The sequence below is a fragment of the Variovorax sp. J2L1-78 genome (genome assembly GCF_030317205.1).
Lineage (GTDB): Bacteria > Pseudomonadota > Gammaproteobacteria > Burkholderiales > Burkholderiaceae_C > Variovorax > Variovorax arabinosiphilus.
The window spans coordinates 2009848-2030824 of sequence record NZ_JASZYB010000001.1; the positions used below are offsets into that span (position 1 = coordinate 2009848).

Consider the following 20977-nt stretch of genomic DNA (forward strand, 5'->3'; position numbering starts at 1 on the left):
ATTCATTCGGCAAGGTTGGGCAGCGCCAGGCGGGACGAGTCTTCTTCCGTCTCCTCGATGCGCGGGCGGCTGCCGTTCATGCGGAGGATGGCATCGCTGTCGATGTCGCCGGTCACGTAGATGCCGTCGAAGCACGACGAGTCGAAGCCGTCGAGCTTCGGGGCCCCGGGCGTGGTCGGCGACGCCTTCATCACCGCGCGCTTCATGCCTTCGACGTCCTGGTAGATCAGCGCGTCGCAGCCGATCAGCTCACGGATCTCCTCGATCGTGCGGTCGTGCGCGACCAGTTCGCCCTTGGTCGGCATGTCGATGCCGTAGACGTTGGGGTAGCGCACCGGCGGCGCGGCGCTCGCGAGGTAGACCTTGTTCGCACCGGCGTCGCGCGCCATCTGCACGATCTCGCGGCTGGTGGTGCCGCGCACGATCGAATCGTCGACCAGCAGCACGTTGCGGCCCTTGAACTCGCTCGCGATCACGTTGAGCTTCTGGCGCACCGACTTCTTGCGAACGCCCTGCCCCGGCATGATGAAGGTGCGGCCGACGTAGCGGTTCTTCACGAAGCCTTCGCGGTACGGAATGCCCAGCAGGTGCGCCAGTTGGGTGGCGCTCGGGCGGCTCGATTCGGGGATCGGGATGATCACGTCGATCTCGCTCGGCGGCACGGTCGACACCACGCGCTTGGCCAGCGTCTCGCCCAGGTTCAGACGCGCCTGGTAGACCGAGATGCCGTCCATCACCGAATCGGGCCGCGCCAGGTAGACGAACTCGAACATGCAGGGGTTGAGCGTCGGCGCGTCGGCGCACTGCTCGGCGTGCACCTGGCCCTGCAGGTCGATGAAGACCGCTTCGCCCGGCGCGATATTGCGCTCGAACACATGGCCCGAGCCTTCGAGCGCCACCGATTCGCTCGCCACCATCACGGTGCCGTCGGCGCCGCGGCCCATGGCCAATGGACGGATCCCGTACGGGTCGCGGAAGGCGACCAGGCCGTGGCCGGCGATCAGTGCCACCACCGCGTAGGAGCCCCGCAGGCGCCGATGCACAGCCCGCACCGCCTCGAACACGGTGGTCGAGTTCAGCATGCCGCCGCGGGTCGAGCGCTCGATCTCGTGCGCCAGCACGTTCAGCAGCACCTCCGAGTCGCTCTCGGTATTGGTGTGGCGGTGGTCGGTCGAGAACAGTTCGGACCGCAGCGCGTGGGCGTTGGTCAGGTTGCCGTTGTGCACCAGCACGATGCCGTAAGGTGCGTTCACGTAGAAGGGCTGCGCCTCTTCTTCGCTGTAGGCGTTGCCGGCGGTCGGGTAGCGCACCTGGCCCAGGCCCACGTCGCCCGGCAGCGCACGCATGTTGCGGGTGCGGAACACGTCGCGCACCATGCCCTTGGCCTTGTGCATGAAGAACTTGCGTTCCAGCAGCGTGACGATGCCGGCGGCGTCCTGGCCACGGTGCTGCAGGAGCAGCAGGGCGTCATAGAGCAATTGATTGACGGGCGCGCTGCTGACAACGCCGACGATTCCACACATGGGACTTTCCTCTCAGGGCAGGTAACTGGCCAACTTCTCTGGCAATGCAGGCTTCAGGCCCTGCAGTGCCGCATCCAGAACAAGCGCGCTGTGCGATTCGCGCCACCAGGCGCTCTCGCTCAACGACAGCAAATGCACAACCACCGCCACGGCCAGCAGCGCGACCGCGCCACGCGCCAGGCCGAACACCGCGCCGAGCATCCGGTCGACCGGCCGCAGCCCGACCGCGGCGATCAGTTTGCGCGTCAGCGCGGCGATCAGCCCGACGCCGAAGGCCACGGCGATAAAGATCAGCACGAAGGCCAGCGCATAGCGCCACGAAGCCTCCGGGTCGCCGCTGATGGGCAGCCACGCCGCCACATCGCCCGCGAACCACTGCGCACTGAAAAAAGCCACGACCCAACCCGCCAGCGAAATCACTTCGAACACCAGCCCGCGCACCAACCCCAGCACCAGCGACACCGCCAGCAGCAGGGCGGCAATCCAGTCGAGCAGGGTCACGGTCGTGCGCGATGCCTACAAGCTGAGGACGGCCGCGGGCAAAGACAAGCCCTTGATCTTGCCGGCCGCCTTGTCCGCCTCGGCGCGCGACGCGAACGGACCGACGCGCACCCGCGTGCGCTCGCCATCGGGCGTCTTGGCCACGTTGGTGTAGGTCTTGAGCCCGGCCTTCTCGAGTTTCTGGCGCACCTCGCGCGCCTTGTCCGCTTCGGCGAAGGCGCCGACCTGCACGATGAAGCGACCGGCGTCGTCCGAAGCCGCCACCGGCTTGGCCGCTGCGGCAGCGGCCGCCGCGTTCTTGCCGTCGAGCAGCGCGCGGGCGCGGGCGCCGTCGTCGGCCGGCTTGGCCGCAGTGGCCGTTTGAGGCTTGGGTTCGGGCTTCGGCTCGGGCTTGGCTTCCGGTTTCGGCTTGGCCTCGGGCTTGTGTTCGGGTTTCGGCGCGGGATGCGTCTCGGCCGGCGGGGCCGAAGCGACCGGTCGGTCGGACGGCAGCTCGCGGCCATCGGCCGTCTCGGTGATGACGCCGGTCGCCGGCGCGTTGGTGGCCGTACGCGGGCGCTCCTCGGCGGGCGGCGTGGCCGGTGTCGGCGCGGGCGCCTGGGCGACCGGGGCCGGCAAGGGCGCGACCTTGTTCCGGTCGGGAATCTCGATGGGGATGTCGACGGCGACAGGCCGCGGCTGGGTATCGAAGAGCAGCGGGAAACCGATCACACCGACGAGCACCAGCACCGCGGCGCCCAGCAGCCGATGGCGTGCGCGCCGGCGCATGGCTTCGACGCTTTCTGCAGGCGCGGCCGATACCGGGGTGTTGCGGCTTTCATTGGTCGGCTGGCCACGCGAGCGGAACTTGAAGAACGCCATGTATTCGTTTCCCTGATTGAGTGCAGCGCGGTGTCGTTTTGCGAGAGGCCGGACACCCGCCGATCAGGCGCCTGACAGCAGGTGCTTGCCCTGCAGACGGGGCGTTCCGTGCGCGAGCACACCACCCACCGTGAAGAACGATCCGAAGACCACGATTCTATCAGCGGGGTCCGCCGCCTCGATGGCCGCGCGGAGCGCCGACATCGGGTCGGCATGCACGCTCGACGCCACGTCCTTGCGCGTGTTCTGCGCCGCCCACTGCGCCTGGACGGCCGCGCCTGTGGCGGCGCGCGGCGTGGGCAGGTCGGTGAAGTACCAGCGATCGATCAACGGCCCGATGCGCGACAGGATGGGCGCTAGGTCCTTGTCCGCCATGACACCGAAAACCGCGTGCGTGGTCGGATAGAAACCCATCGCATCGAGGTTCTCGGCCAGCGCCGCCACGGCATGGCCGTTGTGCGCCACGTCGAGCACCAGCGTCGGCTGGCCGGGGAGGATCTGGAAGCGCCCCGGCAGCTCGACCATCGCGAGCCCGGTGCGCACCGCCTGCGCGGTGATCGGCAGGCGCTGGCGCAAGGCTTCCAGCGCGGCCAGGACGCCGGCGGCGTTCAGCAACTGGTTGGCGCCGCGCAACGCCGGGTAGGCCAGGCCGCTGTAACGCCGCCCGCGCCCGCTCCAGCCCCACTGCTGCTTGTCGCCCGACACGTTGAAGTCGTGCCCGAAGCGCCACAGGTCGGCGCCGATCTCGCGGGCATGGTCGAGCACGCTCTGCGGCGGCATCGGGTCGCTCACGATCGCCGGCCGGCCGGTGCGTAGGATGCCGGCTTTTTCGCGGCCGATGCTCTCGCGGTCCGGGCCGAGGAAATTCATGTGGTCGAGGTCGATGCTGGTGATCACCGCGCAATCGGCGTCGATGATGTTGACCGCGTCGAGCCGCCCGCCCAGTCCGACCTCGAGGATCGCCACGTCGGGCTTCGCCTCGGCCATGCAGCGCAGGATGGCCAGGGTGGTGAGCTCGAAGTAGGTCAGCGGAATCTCGGCGCGGGCCGCCTCGACGGCCTCGAAATGCGGCACCAGCAACGCGCCATCGATAGCCTCGCCCTTCAGGCGCAGGCGCTCTTCGAAATGCACGAGGTGGGGCGACGTGAACACGGCCGTGCGGTAGCCGGCGTGCCCGAGGATCGACTCCAGCATCGCGCAGGTCGAACCCTTGCCGTTGGTGCCGGCAACCGTGATCACCGGGCAGTCGAAGGCCAGCCCGAGGCGGTGCGCCACGGTGCGGGTGCGCTCCAGGCCGAGTTCGATGGTCTTGGGATGCTGTCGCTCGGCGTGCGCGAGCCAGTCGGCTAGGGTTTTCATGGAGGCCGGCATTGTCGCCGACCGGCCGGGGCGGCATGATTCCGAGATGACAACAACCCTTTACGGCATCCCGAACTGCGACACCGTCAAGCGCGCCCGCGCCTGGCTCGACGAACACGGCGTGGCCTACCGCTTCCACGATTTCAAGAAGGAAGGCGTGCCCGAGGCCGAACTGGACCGGTGGCTGAAGGCGCCCGGCTGGGAGGCGCTGGTCAACCGGCGCGGCACCACCTGGCGCAAGCTGGACGACGCGACCCGGGCGTCGGTGGTCGATGCCGGTTCCGCCCGCGCCGTGCTGCTGGCCAACCCCAGCCTGATCAAGCGCCCGGTCGTCCACTGGAACGGCCGCCCGGACGTTACAACGGGGTTCGACGCAACCGAATGGTCCACCCGGGTCTGAGCACCCGGTTGAACCCGGCGCGCCAAATCGCATCCAACCGGGCTGAAACGGAGCACCCGCTTCCCCATTCAAGGAGTTCGACATGCGCAAGAAGATGTACACCGCCGCGATCGGCCTCGCCCTGCTGGGCGCCCTGGCCACCGGCAGCGCCATGGCCCAGCAACAGGTCCAGGCCCGCGTGGTTTCGGCCACCCCGGTGACCGAATCGAATGGCCGCACCGGCTACAACGTGACCTACGAGTACCAGGGCCGCGAGTACAAGACCTTCACCGACACACGCCCCGGCAGCACCATCCCGGTCGACGTGAGCGCCTACGGCGTGATCACCGCGCCGGTGGCGCCGCAGTCGCAGCTGAACGGCGAACCCGTTGCCGACAACGGCAATGGCCGCGCACCGTGGGAAGGCGTGGTGCCCGAGCCGGGCATGGTGGTGTCGTCGGCACGCCCGGCAGCGCCGACGTACTACGCCGCGCCGGCGTATCCGGCGCCGGTGTACGTGGCGCCGGCACCGGTCTACGTGGCACCGGCCTACGGCTACGGGTATGGCTACGCGCCGGCCTATGCCTACCCGCCCGTCGGCCTGTCGCTGAACCTCGGCTACTCGCGTGGGTGGGGCGGACACGGCCGCTGGCGCTGAGGGCGGGACGAGAGGCCGCGGCAAGCCCTAAAATCGCCGGCTTTCCGCCTCTCTTCGGCGCGCCCGCGCCCTGCCCCTCCCATGACGATCAACGAATCCCTCGCCTGCACCGCGGTCGCGACCAAGGCCAATGTCTATTTCGACGGCAAGTGCGTGAGCCACAACCTCACGCTCGCCGATGGCACGAAGAAGTCGGTGGGCGTGATCCTGCCGGCGACCCTGACCTTCAGCACCGGCGCGCCGGAGATCATGGAAGGCGTGTGGGGCCGCTGCGAATACCAGCTCACGGGCAGCAGCGAATGGGTGACGTCGGGCCCTGGCGAAAAATTCAGCGTGCCGGGCAACTCGAGTTTCCAGATCCGCGTGAGCGGCGAGCCCTACAGCTACATCTGCCACTTCGGCTGAACCGGACGCCCACGCCATGTCGACCATCCTCCAACACGTTCCCGCCGGCCAGAAGGTCGGCATCGCCTTTTCCGGTGGCCTGGACACCAGCGCCGCGCTGCACTGGATGAAGCAGAAGGGCGCGATCCCCTATGCCTACACCGCCAACCTCGGCCAGCCTGACGAACCGGACTACGAAGAGATCCCGCGCAAGGCGATGCAGTACGGCGCCGAGAAGGCCCGCCTGATCGACTGCCGCAGCCAGCTCGCGGCCGAAGGCCTCGCCGCGCTACAGGCCGGCGCCTTCCACGTGACGACCGCTGGCGTGACCTACTTCAACACCACGCCGCTAGGCCGCGCCGTGACCGGCACGATGCTGGTGAGCGCCATGAAGGAAGACGACGTCCACATCTGGGGCGACGGCAGCACCTACAAGGGCAACGACATCGAGCGCTTCTACCGCTACGGCCTGCTCACCAACCCGGCGCTGAAGATCTACAAGCCGTGGCTCGACCAGCTCTTCATCGACGAGCTGGGCGGCCGGGCCGAGATGTCGGCCTTCATGACGGCGGCCGGCTTCGGCTACAAGATGTCGGCCGAGAAGGCCTACTCCACCGACTCCAACATGCTCGGCGCCACGCACGAGGCGAAGGACCTGGAGCACCTGAACAGCGGCATCAAGATCGTCAACCCGATCATGGGCGTCGCCTTCTGGAAGGACGAGGTCGAAGTCAAGCGTGAAGAGGTCACCGTGCGCTTCGAGGAAGGCCGCCCGGTCGCCCTCAACGGCAAGGAATACCCCGACCTGGTCGAGCTGATCCTGGAGGCCAACCGCATCGGCGGCCGCCACGGCCTGGGCATGAGCGACCAGATCGAGAACCGCATCATCGAAGCCAAGAGCCGCGGCATCTACGAGGCCCCGGGCCTGGCGCTGCTGTTCATCGCCTACGAGCGCCTGGTCACCGGCATCCACAACGAAGACACGATCGAGCAGTACCGCGACAACGGCCGCAAGCTCGGCCGCCTGCTCTACCAGGGCCGCTGGTTCGACCCGCAGGCCATCATGCTGCGCGAGACCGCCCAGCGCTGGGTGGCGCGCGCCATCACCGGCGAAGTGACGGTCGAACTGCGCCGCGGCAACGACTATTCGCTGCTGAACACCGAGTCGGCCAACCTCACCTACAAGCCCGAGCGCCTGAGCATGGAGAAGGTCGAAGGCGCCTTCACGCCGCTGGACCGCATCGGCCAGCTGACGATGCGCAACCTGGACATCATCGACACGCGGGACAAGCTGGCGATCTACACCAAGACCGGGCTGCTGCAGGTGGGCGATGGCGCGTCGGTGCCTCGGCTGACGAACGACGACAAAGAATAGACGGCCGCTGCGCCAACCCCGAAAGAAAGCCACCGCGAGGTGGCTTTCTTCTTGGTCAATCGAGAAAGCGCTGCGCGTGATCGGGCGGCGGCATCAGGCAGGCGTCGCTGCGCCCGAACCAGCGGTAGCGGTTGCGCGCCAACCAGCGGTAGAGCGCGTCGCGCAGCGGCGCCGGAATCAACCAGGCGGCCCAGGCCAAGCGCCACGGCCAGCCCAGCGCATGCAGCACGCGCAGGATGGCGGCGGTGTGCTGCCAGCTGCGGTCACCGTCGACCAGCAGCAAGGTCTGCAGACCATCGATCTGCAGACCGGCACGCCCCAGCAAGGCCCGGCCGTTCGCGCCCTGGATCGAGGCAAAGCGCAGCACGCGCCACCGGTCGTGGCGCAGCAGGAACCGAACCCAGCCGTCGCACAGCAGGCATTGCGCATCGAACACGACGATCACGGCACGGGCCTCGCCGTCGACAGGTCGAGGTGGCCGCGGTAGGCAGCCACGGTGCCGATGCCGGGCAGCCCGCCCCGCACGTCGAAATGCAACTCACGGCCGATGCCCGTCTCGACCGCATGCACGCGCGGCGTCAGCCAGCGCGGGCACGGCACGCCGAAGCAGCGGACGCGGCGCAACTGCATCACCAACGCGCCCTCTTGCGCAGCCAACCCGAAATGCAGGCGCAGCGGGCCGAGCTGCTCCACCAGATCGCCGCCGTGCCCGCCCATGCGCGAGCGCATCGTCCGGCCGGGGAAGTAGCGGGTCCAGGTTTCGGTCGCCGGGCGCGCATCGAGTTCGAAACGGATGGCGTGTCGGCCCCGCCGCTGCGGCGTGCCGAGCAGTCGCGCGATCGAGCGGGCGACCCGGGTCTGTGGCTCAGCCGTTTCAGCCCAACCGTCGAAGGCAACGCGTCCTGCGCTGCTGTGGAATTCGCGAACGGCCGGGGCCAATTCGGTGAAGGCAGCACCCATGAGCGTCGCATAGAGGGACAGGGTCAATCGCCACCTCCACCGCCGCCACACCCACCACCGCCGCAACCCGATCCGCCGTCGCTTCCGCTGCTGCTGTCGCTGGCGCCGCTGTCACTGGTGTTCGATTCGCTGCCACCGAAACCGTCCGAATCACCCGGCCCGGAGCCCGAGCCGCCGTCGCTGAAGCTGGTGCCGCAATGCGTACCCGAACTCGCGGCACGGTCGATGTCGCGGCAGTCGGCCACATAGCTGAAGCCACCCGCGATGGCGAACTTGGCATCGAGCGCGAACAGCAGCGGCAGGCGGCTCGGCCGGCGCGGGTCGATGCTCTCCTCCTTGCAGGCCCAGTACCAGGTGCGGCGCAAGCCGTCGTTGCGCTTGGCGCTGCGCCCGAGCACCTCGGCCGGCGTGTGGTGCAGCATCCCGCCGAAGGCATAGCGGCACCACTGCTGGTAGGCCTGGGTGTGCAGGATGAATTCGTGCCAGGCGGCGTCGACCACCTTGGACGGCATGCCGACGAACTGCCGCTTGCTGCGCAGATGCGCCATGAAGAACTGCCGCAGGCCGCGCACGACCAGCTCGGTGTCGCGCGGCTGGAGCGACGGATAGAGTTCGCGCAGCTTGTCGAGCAGAAAAGGCGGCAGGCGCGCCTCGCGGACGAACTGCCGCCGCGCACTCTCCTGCCAGGCCTTGAGTGCACCGTTGAGCACGACACCCACCACGATGGCCGCGAAAAAGACCCAGGCGGTGCGCCCGTAGAGCACGGCGGCAGCGCAGAACACCCACAGCAACCGTCGCCCCCACGCCAGCGCATCGATACGGCGGCGAAAGTTGAGCGACGACAGCGCCGTCACACCACCACCGGCTCCGGCTCCAGCCGGATGCCGAAGCGCTCGTACACGCTGGTCTGGATCGCCTTGGCCAGCGTCATGACCTCGCCGCCGGTCACCGGGTCTTCGCGGCCGCCGCGGTTCACGAGCACCAGCGCCTGCTTCTCGTACACGCCGGCGTTGCCGACCGACTTGCCCTTCCAGCCGCAGGCGTCGATCAGCCAGCCGGCCGCCAGCTTGATGCTGCCGTCGGCCATCGGGTAGTGCACGATCTTCGGGTCGCGCGCGATGATGTCGGCACACTGCTCGGGCGTGACGGTCGGGTTCTTGAAGAAGCTGCCGGCATTGCCGAGCACGCGCCAGTCGGGCAGCTTGGCGCGGCGGATGGCGCAGACCCAGTCGAAGATGTCCTTCGCGTCCGGCGTGAAATTGCCGGCCTCTTCCATCTTGCGTTCAAGGTCGAGGTAGCCGACCACGGCCTTCCACGGCTTGGGCAGGCGGAAACGCACCCGGGTGATCAGCGCCCGGCCGGCCAGGCCGAAGTCGTTGTCGCCCGCCGCCACATGCTTGAACACCGAGTCGCGGTAACCGAAGGCGCATTGCGCCGCGTCGAGCGTGAAGTGGCGGCCGGTGACGAGGTCGATCGCATCGAGCGACTCGAAACGGTCCTGCAGCTCGATGCCGTAGGCGCCGATGTTCTGCACCGGCGCACCCCCGACGGTGCCGGGAATCATCGCCAGGTTCTCCAGACCGGGGAACCCGTTATCGACGGTCCACTGCACGGTGTCGTGCCAGTTCTCGCCGGCGCCGGCTTCCACGATCCAGGCGCGGGCGCCGTCCTCGACCAGGCGCAGGCCCTTGATCTCGACCTTCAGCACCAGCGGCTTCACGTCGCCGGTGATCACGATGTTGCTGCCCCCGCCGAGCACGAACTTGGGCACGTCGCGCCACTGCGCGTCGGCCCGCAGCGCGGCCACGTCGGCCTCGCTCGCGATGCGCGCCAGGTGCTGCGCACGCGCGACGATGCCGAAGCTGTTGAAGGGCTGCAGCGCGACGTTGGACTCCACGATCATGGGAGAATTGTCGCATTCACCTTGCGCATCCGAGGAGCCTGCATGCCGTCTTTCGATACCGTCTGCGAACCGAACCTTCCCGAGGTCAAGAACGCCGTGGAAAACACGGCCAAGGAAATCGCGACCCGCTTCGACTTCAAGGGGACGGCCGCCGCCGTCGAATTGAAGGACAAGGAAATCACCCTGATCGGCGATGCCGAATTCCAGCTCGTGCAGGTCGAGGACATCCTGCGCGCCAAGCTGACCAAGCGCAGCGTCGATGTGCGCTTTCTCGACAAGGGCGCGGTCCAGAAGATCGGCGGCGACAAGGTCAAGCAGGTCATCAAGGTCAAGAGCGGCATCGAGACCGAGGACGCCAAGAAGATCACCCGCCTGCTCAAGGACAGCAAGATGAAGGTGCAGGCCGCCATCCAGGGCGACGCGGTGCGCGTCACCGGCGCCAAGCGCGACGACCTGCAGGCGGCCATGGCGCTCATCAAGAAGGACCTGCCGGACATGCCGCTGTCCTTCAACAACTTCCGCGACTGAGCCGCCCATGAAGGCCCCGCTGCTCGCCCTGTGGCTGGGCCTCGCCGCCGCCGGTGCGCATGCCGATTCGGTGATGCTCACCGGCACCATCGGGAACCGGGCGATCCTGGTGGTCAACGGCGGTGCGCCGAAGACGGTGGCCATCGGCGAAAAGGTGCAGAACGTGCGCCTCTTGTCGCTGCAGGATGGCCAGGCGGTGGTCGAATCCGCCGGCCAGCGCATCACGCTGCGGATGGATTCGCCGGTGAGCGTCGGCGAAGGCGGCGGCAGCGCTGCGAGCGGTTCGCGCATCGTGCTCAACGCCGATAGCCGCGGCCACTTCATGGCCAGCGGCGCCATCAACGGGCGCAGTGGCGTCAGCTTCATGCTCGACACCGGTGCCACCACGGTGGCCATGTCGGTGGCCGACGCGACCCGCATCGGCCTCGACTACCAGAAGGGCACGCCGGTGCGCATGAACACCGCCAACGGCGTGGCGCAGGGCTACCGGTTGCGGCTCGATTCGGTGCGCGTGGGCGACGTCGAGGTGCGCGACATCGACGCCATCGTCTCGCAGCAGCCCATGCCCTTCGTGCTGCTGGGCAACAGCTTCATCGGCCGCTTCTCGATGCGGCGCGACGCCGAGCAGATGGTGCTCGAACGCCGCTTCTAGCCGGCATCAACGGTCACGGTCAACGTTGCGCGGCCGTCACCACCACTTCGATCTTGTAGCCTTTGTTGGCGAGCGCCGCTTGCACGGTGGCGCGCGGTGGCGTGTGGCCGGCCGGCACCCAGGCGTCCCACACCTCGTTCATCGCGCCGATCTCGGCGATGTCGGTGAGGAATATCTGCGTCATGAGGATGCAGGTCTTGTCGCTGCCGGCTTCGGCCAGCAGCTTGTCGATCATGGCGAGCACCTGGGCGGTCTGGCCGCGGATGTCCGCCGTGGTGTCGTCGGGCACCTGGCCCGCCAGGTAGACGGTGCCGTTGTGCACGGCCGTCTCGCTCAGGCGTGCGCCGACGTGGAAGCGTTGAATCTCTGCCATGGTCATTCCTTTTTCTTCTTGGCCCCGAGCCTGGACTCGGTGCCGGCCGCCAGACGGCGGATGTTTTCGCGATGCCGCCAGATCAGCAGCAGGCTGATGGCGATGAGAGTGACGAGCACCGTCCGGTTCAACGGCCAGGCGATGCCGCCGCCGATGAGATAGAAGGACGGCGCGAAGAAGGCGGCCACCAGCGACGCCAGCGACGAGTAGCGAAAGAAGAAAGCGATGATGGCCCAGCTCATGCCGGTCGCGAGCCCGAGCATCCAGTCGATGCCGACCAGCACGCCCGCCGCCGTGGCCACCCCCTTGCCGCCCTTGAAACCGAAGAAGACCGGATAGAGGTGGCCGAGGAAGGCGGCCAGGCCGGCCAGGGCCGCCGTGCCCATGCCCATGTCGTGGTCGGGTCCGAACACACGGATGACGAACACCGGCAGCCAGCCCTTGAGCGCATCGAGCACCAGCGTGGCCAGGGCCGCGCCCTTGTTGCCCGAACGCAGCACGTTGGTGGCGCCGGGGTTGCCGCTGCCGTAGCTGCGCGGGTCGGCCATGCCCATCGCACGGCTCACGATCACCGCGAAGGACAGCGAGCCGACCAGGTACGACAGGACGATCGCGATGAACGAGGGAAGATGAAAGCTCAAGGGGGACTCCGTGGGGCTGGCTATTCTGCCAGCGCGCACTGCACCGGCTGCGCGCCGAGCAGCGTCACGCACACCCGCGGGTCGATGCCGACCAGGTAGCCGCGGCGCCCGCCGTTGATGGCGATCTTCGGCAGCTCGAGGATGGTCGACTCGATGTAGACCGGCATGTCGCGCTTCGTGCCGAAGGGCGAGGTGCCGCCGACCAGGTAGCCGCTGTGCCGGTTCGCCACCTCCGGCTTGCAGGGCTCGACCGACTTGGCGCCGATCTGCCGCGCCAGGTTCTTGGTCGACACCGTGCGGTTGCCGTGCATCAGCACCAGCAGCGGCCTGGCGTCCTGGTCCTGCATGACCAGCGTCTTGACCACCGTGAACGGGTCGAAGCCGAGCACCGCCGCGCTGTGCTGCGCGCCGCCGTGTTCGAGGTACTCGTACGGGTGCTCGGTGAAGGCGACACCGCGGGCGCGCAGCAGCTGCGTCGCCGGCGTCTCGCTGACGTGCGGCTTGCGCGCCATGACGCCCGGGCCTCAGTTCGCGGGATCGCGGATGTCCCAGCGGATCTTGTCGATCTCGGCCAGGATCTCGGGCGAGAGCTGCGTGCCCCAGGCGTCGATGTCCTCGTCGAGCTGCGCCACCGAGGTCACGCCGATGATCGTGCTCGCCACCTGCCACTTGGTGTAGCAGAAGGCCAGCGCCAGGCGCGCCGGCGTCATGCCGTGGTCGCGCGCGAGCTGGTTGTAGCGGCGCGCTGCCCTGAGCGCATCGGGGCGGCCCCAGCGCTGCTTGCGCACCGACTCGTAGGTGGAGATGCGCGCGCCCTTGGGGGCGTCCGGGCCCTCGATGCCGCTCTGGTCGTACTTGCCGGTCAAGAGGCCAAAGGCCAGCGGCGAATAGGCCAGCAGGGACACGCCGAGCCGATGCATCGTCTCGTCCAGCCCGTTCTCGAGCGCGCGGCTCACCAGGCAGTACACGTTCTGCACCGAGGCCACGCGCGGCAGCCCGTGCTGCTCGGCCAGGCGGACGAACTCGTGCACGCCGTAGGGTGTCTCGTTCGACAGGCCGATGTGGCGCACCTTGCCGGCCTTGACCAGGCCGCCGAGCGCCTCGAGCTGCGCATGGATGGAAGTCTCCGACGTTTCCTTCGCCGGGTCGTAGTACAGGTTGCCGAAGGCCGGCACATGGCGCTCGGGCCAGTGGATCTGGTAGAGGTCGATCACGTCCGTCTTCAGGCGCTTGAGGCTCGCGTCGCACGAGGCCACGATGTCCGCAGCGGTCATGCCCTTGCCTTCGCGCACCCAGTCCATGCCGCGCGACGGGCCCGCCACCTTGGTGGCCAGCGTGACCTTCTGGCGGGCGCCGGGGCGCGCGGCGAACCAGTCGCCGAGGATGGTCTCGGTGGCGCCGTAGGTTTCGCGGCGGGCCGGCACGGCGTACATCTCGGCCGTGTCGAGGAAATCCACGCCCCGCTCCAGCGAGCGGTCGAGGATGGCGTGGGCGGTGGACGAATCGACCTGCTCGCCGAAGGTCATGGTGCCGAGGCAGATCGGGGTGACGTGCAGATCACTCTGCCCGAGTCGGATGCGTTGCATGGTGTGGATCGCGCGGATCGGAGAAGGAGAAGGCCGAAACTCTACCGCGCGCCGCGCGATGCTGCAGCGCACCCCCTTGCATGTCCGCCGCATGTCCGATGGGTGACCGCCCTCGCGGCGCGGCTTCGTATGATCCCTCGCCATGTACGCCCCCCGACGCCCTTCCCGCAGCGACCACGTGCCGGTACGCACCGTGCGCTACCACCTGCGCAGCTGGGGCACGCCCTCGGCGGCGCGCCCGCCCCTCGTGCTGCTGCACGGCTGGATGGACGTGTCGGCCTCGTGGCAGTTCGTGGTCGACGCGATGGCCGAGGAGCGCTTCGTCGTCGCGCCCGACTGGCGCGGCTTCGGCGAGACCGACGGCGGCGCGGTCGACAACTACTGGCTGCCCGACTACCTGGCCGACCTCGACTGGCTGCTCGACCATGTCGCGCTCGACACACCGGTCGACCTGGTCGGCCACAGCATGGGTGGCAACATCGCCATGCAGTACGCGGGCGTGCGTCCGCAGCGCGTGCGACGGCTGGTCAACCTCGAGGGCTTCGGCATGCCCGCGCGCCAGCCCGGGGAAGCGCCGGCACGCTACGGCCAGTGGATCGACCAGCTCAAGAAGCTGCACCGCGGCGAGATGGCGATGCAGGGCTACCCGGGGCCCGACGGCGTGGCGCGCCGCCTGATGAAGACCAACCCTCGCCTGCCGCAGGACAAGGCCGACTGGCTGGCGCGGCACTGGGCCGCCGAACACACGCAGGCCGATGGAAGCACCCGCTGGGCCATCCTCGGCGACGCCGCGCACAAGGTGGTCAACGCCAACATTTACCGTGTGGACGAGGCACTGGCCCTCTACGCCGCCATCACCGCACCGGTGCTATCGGTCGAGGCGAGCGACGACAGCCTGGCCCGCTGGGCCGGGGACTACACCCTGGCGCAATTCCACGAGCGCCTGAAGGCCGTACGCGACGTTCGCAGCGTACGGTTGCCCGACTGCGGCCACATGCTCCATCACGACCAGCCCGAACGCGTGGCAGCACAGATCGAAGACTTCCTGCGCTGAGGCGAACGGGGCTGCTCGCGGCCTTCTCCGACACACGCAGACACAAATCGCGGGCAGACTTGGCGGGTTTTGCTCACTCTGCGCGCAGCCATGCCTCACACCGCCGTCAACGCCATCGATCCCAAAGAGTTCCAGCGCGTGCTGAGCCGCAACGTCAAGTTGCCGTTGATCGGGGGACTCATCGGCGCGGTGGTCTTCGTCGGCCTGATCTTCTACCTGCTGTCGGTCATCTCCTGGGTCGAGCACACCGACCGCGTCACCCGGGAGGCCAGCGAACTGCAACGCCTGAGCGTCGACCTCGAAACCGGCATGCGCGGCTTCCTGATCACCGGCGACGAGGCCTTTCTGCAGCCGTACGAAAGCGCGCAGCCGCGCCTCATGGCGGGCCTCGCCGGCCTGCGCACGATGGTGGCCGACAACCAGACGCAGGTCGACCGGATCGACCGCATCACCACGCTGCAGACCAGCTGGAACCAGTTCGCGGCCGAGATGATCGCGCTGCGCCGTGCCAGTGGCGACTACATGCAGGCCATCAAGGCGGGGCGCGGCAAGCGCCTGTCGGACGACATGCGCACCGGCTACGGCAACTTCATCAATGTGGAGCAGACGCTGCGCTTCCAGCGCAACAACGAGGCCAACAACACCGCCCTGGCGGTCGTCGGCCTGTTCCTCTTCTTCACGCTCTCGCTGGCCGGCCTGCTCGCCTTTTTCGGGCGTCGCCAGCTGGTCGCCCTGTCCACCGGCTACGACGCCGTCCTCCAACGCCAGGCCAGCCACGGCGAAACCCTGCAGCGGCAGGCCTGGCTGCGCGGTGCCCAGACCGAGCTGACCGGCGAACTCGTCGGCGAACTCAGCGCGCAGGAGATGGGCCGCAAGGTGCTCGATTTCTTCGCCAGCCACGTCGGCAGCAGCGTGGGCGCCATGTATGTGCGCGAACGCTCGGGCCAGTTGCGCCGCGTGGCCAGCTACGGCTTCTCGGCCGAGGCCGAGGCCACGCCCCAGGTGCTCGCGCCGACGCAGGGTCTCGTCGCCCAGGCCGCGACCGAGAAGCGGGTGATGCTGATCGAACCGGTCACGGCCGATTACCTGCGCGTGAACACCGGCCTGGGCGACATGGCGCCGCGCGCGGCCGTGCTGCTGCCGGTGATGCACGACGGCCGGGTGAACGGCGTGATCGAACTGGGCCTGCTGCAAGCGCCGGACGAACGCGCCAAGGAACTGTTCGACCTGCTGGCCGGCAACATCGGCAGCTCGGTGGCGGCCGTGCGCTACCGCGAGCAGCTGCAGGACGCGCTGGCCGAGACACAGCAGCTCAACGAGGAGCTGCAGGTACAGCAGGAAGAGCTTCGCACCGCCAACGAAGAGCTGGAAGAACAATCGCGTGCGCTGCGGGCGTCGCAGGCCACGCTGGAGAACCAGCAGGCCGAGCTGGAGCAGACCAACAGCCAGCTGTCGGAACGCACCGAGGCGCTCGACCTGCGCAACGCGGCACTGCGCCGCGTGCAGGCCGACCTGGAAGACCGGGCGCAGGAGCTGCAGCGCGCCAGTCGCTACAAGTCGGAGTTCCTCGCGAACATGTCGCACGAGCTGCGCACGCCGCTCAACAGCGCGCTGATCCTGGCCAAGCTGCTGGGCGACAACCCCCAGGGCAACCTCTCCGCCGAACAGGTGAAGTTCGCCGAGTCGATCTATTCGTCCGGCAACGACCTGCTGGTGCTCATCAATGACATCCTGGACATCGCCAAGGTCGAGGCCGGCAAGCTCGAGCTGGTGGCCGAAGAGGTGCCGCTCGCCCGCCTGGCCGACAGCCTGTCGATGACCTTCACGCCGCTGGCCGGCCAGAAGCAGCTCGACTTCCGGGTGAGCGTCGAGCCCGATGCCCCGGCCCTGCTGGTGACCGACCGCCAGCGCCTGGAGCAGGTGCTCAAGAACCTGCTGTCGAACGCGCTCAAGTTCACGGACCGCGGCCAGGTCGACCTCAGCATCTCGGGCGGTCCGGGCGGCGGTGCCCGCTTCGCGGTGCGCGACTCGGGCATCGGCATCTCGCCCGACCAGCAGGAAGTGATCTTCGAGGCCTTCCGCCAGGCCGACGGCACCACCAGCCGGCGCTACGGCGGCACGGGCCTGGGCCTGTCGATCTCGCGCGACCTCACCAAGCTGCTCGGCGGCACGCTCACGGTCGACAGCACGCCGGGCCAGGGCAGCACCTTCACGCTCACGCTGCCGGCCGAGGCCCCGCCGCAAGCGCGCATGGATGCGCCCGTGATGGCCGCCACACCAGCCCGCCTCTACACGACGCCCGCGGTGGCGATGCCGGCCGCCTCGCCGACCATCCCGGCGCCGGTGATCCCGCAGTTCGCCGACGACCGCGCGCAGCCGCGCAACGCCTCGCGGCGGGTGCTGGTGATCGAGGACGAGCCGCAGTTCGCCCACATCCTGTACGACCTGGCCCATGAGCTGGGTTACCAGTGCATCGTGGCCCACGGCGCCGGTGACGGCTTCGATCTGGCCACGCAACTGCTGCCCGACGCGATCCTGCTCGACATGCGCCTGCCGGACGCGCCCGGCCTGAACGTGCTGCAGAAGCTCAAGGACCAGCCGCAGACGCGCCACATCCCCGTGCACATCGTCTCGGCCATGGACCACACCGAAACCGCCATGCACATGGGCGCGATCGGCTATGCGCTCAAGCCTGCCTCGCGCGAACAGCTCAAGCAGGTGTTCCAGAAGCTGGAGGACAAGCTCACGCAGAAGGTCAAGACCGTGCTGCTGGTGGAAGACGACGCCGTGCAACGCGACGCGGTCGTCCAACTCATCGGCGACGACGACGTGGCGATCACCGCGGTGGGCTCCGGCGAGGAGGCGCTCGAACTGCTGCGCACCCGCGTCTTCGACTGCATGGTGACCGACCTGCGCCTGCCCGACATGCAGGGCAGCGAGCTGCTCAAGAAGATGGCGACCGAAGAGATCTGCTCGTTCCCGCCGGTCATCGTCTACACCGGCCGCAACCTGACGCGCGACGAGGAGGCCGAGCTGCTGCGCTATTCACGCTCGATCATCATCAAGGGCGCGCGCTCGCCCGAACGCCTGCTCGACGAAGTGACGCTGTTCCTCCACAAGGTCGAGGCCGACCTGTCGACCGAACGCCGCAACATGCTCAAGGCCGCGCGCGGGCGCGATCGGGTCTTCGAAGGCCGCCGCATCCTGCTGGTGGACGACGACGTGCGCAACATCTTCGCGCTCACCAGCGCGCTGGAGCAGCGCGGCGCCATCGTCGAGATCGGCCGCAACGGCCGCGAGGCGCTCGAGAAGCTCGACCGCGTGGCCGACATCGACCTCGTGCTGATGGACGTGATGATGCCGGAGATGGACGGCCTGGAGGCCACGCGCCGCCTGCGCCAAGACCCGCGCTTCGAGAAGCTGCCCGTCATCACGGTCACGGCCAAGGCCACGCGGGACGACCAGGAACAGTGCCTGGCGGCCGGCGCCAGCGACTACCTGGCCAAGCCGGTCGACCTGGACCGCCTGTTCTCGCTGCTGCGCGTCTGGATGCCCAAGATGGAGCGGCTGTGACCTCCCATGAACCCGATCCGCTGCGCCCGATCGAGCCGCCGAGCGACATCGATATCGAGCTGAAGCTGCTGATGGAAGCGATCTTCCTGAAGTACAGCTACGACTTTCGCAACTACACCGGCGCGTCGCAGAAGCGCCGTGTGCGCTACGCGCTGGAGCAGTTGCGGCTGCCGAACGTCTCGGCGCTGCAGGAACGGGTGCTGCACGACCCCACGGTCTTCGCGCAGCTGCTGCAGTTCCTGACGATCCCGGTGAGCGAGATGTTCCGCGACCCGGGTTACTTCCTCACGCTGCGCCAGCAGGTCGTGCCCGTGCTGCAGACCTACCCGTCGGTCAAGGTCTGGGTGGCGGGCTGCAGCACCGGCGAGGAAGCCTGGTCGCTGGCGATCCTGCTGCGCGAGGAAGGGCTGCTGGAACGCACCCAGATCTATGCGACCGACATCAACCCGGCGTCGCTCGACAAGGCGCGCCAGGGCATCTTCCCGATGGAGGCGGTGCGCAACTACACCGCCAACTACCAGCGCGCCGGCGGACGCCAAGCCTTCTCCGACTACTACACCGCCGCCTACGACGCCGCGCGCTTCGACCCGTCGCTGTGCGCCAACGCGGTGTTCGCGGACCACAGCCTGGCGACCGACAGCGTGTTCGCCGAAACCCAGCTGGTGTCGTGCCGCAACGTGCTGATCTATTTCAACCGGGCGCTGCAGGACCGCGCGCTCGGCCTGTTCTACGAGTCGCTGTGCCACCGCGGCTTCCTCGGCCTGGGCGCCAAGGAAAGCATCGACTTCTCGTCCTTCTCCACCCGCTTCGACACGCTGGCGCGTGCCGAGCGCATCTACCGCAAGGCCTCGTGACGACCGCGCCGACGCCGCTGACCCCGCTGCATCGGGTCGAGGCCGCCGTCATCGGCACCTCGGCGGGCGGCATCGATGCGCTTGCCACGCTGCTGGCCGACCTGCCGTCCCCATGGCGCCTGCCGCTGGTCGCCGTGATCCACATGCCCGAGCGGCGCGAGAGCCGGCTGCCGGAGGTGTTCGCCCACCGCCTGTCGATCCCGGTGCGAGAGGCCGAGGACAAGGCGCCGGTGGCGGGCGGCACGCTCTACTTCGCGCCGCCGAGCTACCACCTGTCGATCGAGCGCAGCCGCGAGTTCTCGCTCAGTTGCGAGCCACCGGTGATGTGGTCGCGCCCGTCGATCGATCTGCTGATGACCTCGGCCGCCGACGCCTACGGACCTTTGGTGGCAGGCCTGCTGCTCACCGGCGCCAACCCCGACGGTGCGCAGGGCATGCGCCACATCCACCACGCCGGCGGCCTGACGGCCGTGCAGGACCCCGATGAAGCCGCAGTCGATACCATGCCCCGTGCGGCGCTGGCGCTTCACCACCCCGACCGCGTGCTCCCGCTGCGCGCGCTGCGTACCCTTCTGATGGATTTGAATGCGCTCCATGCCGATTGACGTCGAAAGCAAACTGCTGATCGTCGACGACCTTCCCGAGAACCTGCTGGCCCTGCAGGCGCTCATCCGCGGGCCTGCGCGCCCGGTGTTCCAGGCGACCTCCGCCGAGCTGGCGCTGGCGCTGATGCTGGAGCACGAATTCGCGCTCGCCATCCTCGATGTGCAGATGCCCGGCATGAACGGCTTCGAGCTGGCCGAGCTGATGCGCGGCACCGAGCGCACCCGGCACATCCCCATCATCTTCGTGAGCGCCGCCGGCCGCGAGATGAACTACGCCTTCAAGGGCTACGAAAGCGGCGCGGTCGACTTCCTTCAGAAGCCGCTGGACCCGCACGTGGTCGCCAGCAAGGTCAACGTCTTCGTCGACCTGCACCGCCATCGGAAGGCACTCAAGCACGAGATGGAGGCCCTGGCCGCCGCCCACGGCGAGCAGGCCGCGCTGGTCGAGAAGCTGCAGGTGGCGCAGGCCGACCTGGAGCGGGCGGTGCGCATGCGCGACGACTTCATGTCGATGGTGTCGCACGAGCTGCGCACGCCGCTCAACACGCTCTACCTCGAGACGCAGGTGCGCAAGCTGCACCTGGGCAAGGGCAACCTGGCGCCCTTCTCGCCCGAGAAGCTGCCGGCCATGATCGAGCGCGACCAGCGCCAGATCCAGAACATGGTGCGGCTGATCGACGATATGCTCGACGTGTCGCGCCTGCGCAGCGGCTCGCTGTCGATCCGGCCGAAGCCGGTCGACCTGGCCGCGCTCGCGCGCCGCGTGGTCGAGAGCCTGGTCAACCAGGCCGAGGCCTCCGGCTCGACCCTCGACATCGAGGCGTCGCAGCCCATCGAGGGCGTCTGGGACGAATTCCGCATCGAGCAGGTGCTCACCAACCTGATCACCAACGCCCTGCGCTACGGCCGCGGCAGCCCGGTCGCCGTGGAGGCGATGCGCTCGGGCGACCAGGCGGTGATGACGGTGCGCGACCAGGGCATCGGCATCGCGCCGGAAGACCAGGGCCGCATCTTCGAGCAGTTCGAGCGCACCGACGACAGCCGCAAGCACGCCGCCGGCCTGGGGCTGGGGCTCTACATCACCCGCGAGATCGTGCGCGCGCACGGCGGCGAGATCACCGTGGAAAGCGTGCCGGGCGAAGGCGCCCTCTTTCGCGTCGCGCTGCCGCTGCACGCCCCGCCGGACGACGCCTGAACCCATTCCCGTC

The 20977-nt window shown here is 68.5% G+C and carries 23 protein-coding genes; 11 read left to right on the forward strand and 12 right to left on the reverse strand.

The window, feature by feature from the left end; translation table 11 throughout:
• Positions 1–2: 2 nt before the first annotated feature.
• The 4 genes from purF to folC form a co-directional block, all read right to left on the reverse strand.
• Positions 3–1523 carry an amidophosphoribosyltransferase gene (gene purF / locus QTH86_RS09495; protein WP_286644924.1) on the reverse strand — a complete coding sequence of 507 codons (1521 nt, stop codon included), beginning with the start codon at positions 1521–1523 and terminating at the stop codon, positions 3–5.
• Between the two features lie 12 nt (positions 1524–1535).
• The gene (locus QTH86_RS09500; RefSeq protein ID WP_286644923.1) at positions 1536–2024 is read right to left on the reverse strand and encodes a CvpA family protein; all 489 of its coding nucleotides are present in this window, start codon (positions 2022–2024) and stop codon (positions 1536–1538) included.
• A gap of 15 nt (positions 2025–2039) precedes the next feature.
• Positions 2040–2885, reverse strand: a complete 846-nt coding sequence (locus QTH86_RS09505; RefSeq protein WP_286644922.1) for an SPOR domain-containing protein — start codon at positions 2883–2885, stop codon at positions 2040–2042.
• A gap of 63 nt (positions 2886–2948) precedes the next feature.
• Positions 2949–4256 carry a bifunctional tetrahydrofolate synthase/dihydrofolate synthase gene (folC, locus tag QTH86_RS09510; RefSeq protein ID WP_286644921.1) on the reverse strand — a complete coding sequence of 436 codons (1308 nt, stop codon included), beginning with the start codon at positions 4254–4256 and terminating at the stop codon, positions 2949–2951.
• Between the two features lie 34 nt (positions 4257–4290).
• Here folC and QTH86_RS09515 point away from each other — a divergent pair, with 34 nt between their 5' ends.
• From QTH86_RS09515 to argG, 4 genes are all read left to right on the forward strand, one after another.
• The gene (locus tag QTH86_RS09515) at positions 4291–4644 is read left to right on the forward strand and encodes an ArsC family reductase (protein WP_286644920.1); all 354 of its coding nucleotides are present in this window, start codon (positions 4291–4293) and stop codon (positions 4642–4644) included.
• A gap of 82 nt (positions 4645–4726) precedes the next feature.
• Complete coding sequence (locus QTH86_RS09520; RefSeq protein ID WP_286644919.1) at positions 4727–5281, forward strand: glycine zipper 2TM domain-containing protein; 555 nt, start codon at positions 4727–4729, stop codon at positions 5279–5281.
• 81 nt (positions 5282–5362) lie between these two features.
• Complete coding sequence (gene ppnP, locus QTH86_RS09525; protein ID WP_286644918.1) at positions 5363–5686, forward strand: pyrimidine/purine nucleoside phosphorylase; 324 nt, start codon at positions 5363–5365, stop codon at positions 5684–5686.
• A 16-nt stretch (positions 5687–5702) separates the two neighbouring features.
• Positions 5703–7040, forward strand: coding sequence for an argininosuccinate synthase (gene argG, locus QTH86_RS09530; protein ID WP_286644917.1), 1338 nt, complete (start codon positions 5703–5705; stop codon positions 7038–7040).
• A 55-nt stretch (positions 7041–7095) separates the two neighbouring features.
• On the opposite strand, the gene QTH86_RS09535 is transcribed toward argG, so the two are convergent.
• The 4 genes from QTH86_RS09535 to murB are packed head-to-tail and all read right to left on the reverse strand — an operon-like array spanning position 7096 to position 9903.
• Positions 7096–7485, reverse strand: a complete 390-nt coding sequence (locus tag QTH86_RS09535; RefSeq protein WP_286644916.1) for a thiol-disulfide oxidoreductase DCC family protein — start codon at positions 7483–7485, stop codon at positions 7096–7098.
• Positions 7482–8027 carry a DUF4166 domain-containing protein gene (locus tag QTH86_RS09540; protein ID WP_286644915.1) on the reverse strand — a complete coding sequence of 182 codons (546 nt, stop codon included), beginning with the start codon at positions 8025–8027 and terminating at the stop codon, positions 7482–7484. Before QTH86_RS09540 ends, QTH86_RS09535 begins: the two co-directional genes overlap by 4 nt.
• Complete coding sequence (locus QTH86_RS09545) at positions 8024–8845, reverse strand: glycine-rich domain-containing protein (RefSeq protein ID WP_444813801.1); 822 nt, start codon at positions 8843–8845, stop codon at positions 8024–8026. The genes QTH86_RS09540 and QTH86_RS09545 overlap by 4 nt, the downstream gene beginning before the upstream one ends.
• Before the next feature lie 5 nt (positions 8846–8850).
• Positions 8851–9903, reverse strand: a complete 1053-nt coding sequence (gene murB, locus QTH86_RS09550) for a UDP-N-acetylmuramate dehydrogenase (protein WP_286644913.1) — start codon at positions 9901–9903, stop codon at positions 8851–8853.
• 42 nt (positions 9904–9945) lie between these two features.
• Between murB and QTH86_RS09555 the strand changes: the two genes are divergently transcribed.
• Positions 9946–10431: a YajQ family cyclic di-GMP-binding protein gene (locus QTH86_RS09555; RefSeq protein WP_286644912.1), complete on the forward strand. Its 486-nt coding sequence runs from the start codon at positions 9946–9948 to the stop codon at positions 10429–10431.
• Between the two features lie 7 nt (positions 10432–10438).
• On the forward strand, positions 10439–11083 hold the full coding sequence (locus tag QTH86_RS09560; protein ID WP_286644911.1) for a retropepsin-like aspartic protease family protein: 645 nt from the start codon (positions 10439–10441) through the stop codon (positions 11081–11083).
• 19 nt (positions 11084–11102) lie between these two features.
• Here QTH86_RS09560 and QTH86_RS09565 read toward each other — a convergent pair whose 3' ends face one another.
• Genes QTH86_RS09565 through QTH86_RS09580 form a run of 4 tightly spaced genes read right to left on the reverse strand, consistent with a single transcriptional unit; the run spans position 11103 to position 13683 of the window.
• Positions 11103–11456, reverse strand: coding sequence for a RidA family protein (locus QTH86_RS09565; protein WP_353505982.1), 354 nt, complete (start codon positions 11454–11456; stop codon positions 11103–11105).
• A gap of 2 nt (positions 11457–11458) precedes the next feature.
• A complete protein-coding gene (gene plsY / locus QTH86_RS09570) occupies positions 11459–12097 on the reverse strand; it encodes a glycerol-3-phosphate 1-O-acyltransferase PlsY (RefSeq protein WP_286644909.1) in 639 nt (212 codons plus the stop codon).
• A 20-nt stretch (positions 12098–12117) separates the two neighbouring features.
• On the reverse strand, positions 12118–12609 hold the full coding sequence (locus QTH86_RS09575) for an aminoacyl-tRNA deacylase (RefSeq protein WP_286644908.1): 492 nt from the start codon (positions 12607–12609) through the stop codon (positions 12118–12120).
• A 12-nt stretch (positions 12610–12621) separates the two neighbouring features.
• Positions 12622–13683: an aldo/keto reductase gene (locus tag QTH86_RS09580; protein WP_286644907.1), complete on the reverse strand. Its 1062-nt coding sequence runs from the start codon at positions 13681–13683 to the stop codon at positions 12622–12624.
• A 142-nt stretch (positions 13684–13825) separates the two neighbouring features.
• Here QTH86_RS09580 and QTH86_RS09585 point away from each other — a divergent pair, with 142 nt between their 5' ends.
• The 5 genes from QTH86_RS09585 (at position 13826) to QTH86_RS09605 (ending at position 20964) form a co-directional block, all read left to right on the forward strand.
• Complete coding sequence (locus QTH86_RS09585) at positions 13826–14737, forward strand: alpha/beta fold hydrolase (protein WP_286644906.1); 912 nt, start codon at positions 13826–13828, stop codon at positions 14735–14737.
• Positions 14738–14827: 90 nt separating this feature from the next.
• The gene (locus QTH86_RS09590; RefSeq protein WP_286644905.1) at positions 14828–18310 is read left to right on the forward strand and encodes a response regulator; all 3483 of its coding nucleotides are present in this window, start codon (positions 14828–14830) and stop codon (positions 18308–18310) included.
• A complete protein-coding gene (locus QTH86_RS09595; RefSeq protein WP_506555345.1) occupies positions 18307–19164 on the forward strand; it encodes a CheR family methyltransferase in 858 nt (285 codons plus the stop codon). The genes QTH86_RS09590 and QTH86_RS09595 overlap by 4 nt, the downstream gene beginning before the upstream one ends.
• Positions 19161–19769 carry a chemotaxis protein CheB gene (locus QTH86_RS09600; protein WP_286644904.1) on the forward strand — a complete coding sequence of 203 codons (609 nt, stop codon included), beginning with the start codon at positions 19161–19163 and terminating at the stop codon, positions 19767–19769. Before QTH86_RS09595 ends, QTH86_RS09600 begins: the two co-directional genes overlap by 4 nt.
• The gene (locus tag QTH86_RS09605; protein ID WP_286644903.1) at positions 19759–20964 is read left to right on the forward strand and encodes a hybrid sensor histidine kinase/response regulator; all 1206 of its coding nucleotides are present in this window, start codon (positions 19759–19761) and stop codon (positions 20962–20964) included. The genes QTH86_RS09600 and QTH86_RS09605 overlap by 11 nt, the downstream gene beginning before the upstream one ends.
• Positions 20965–20977: the final 13 nt, after the last annotated feature.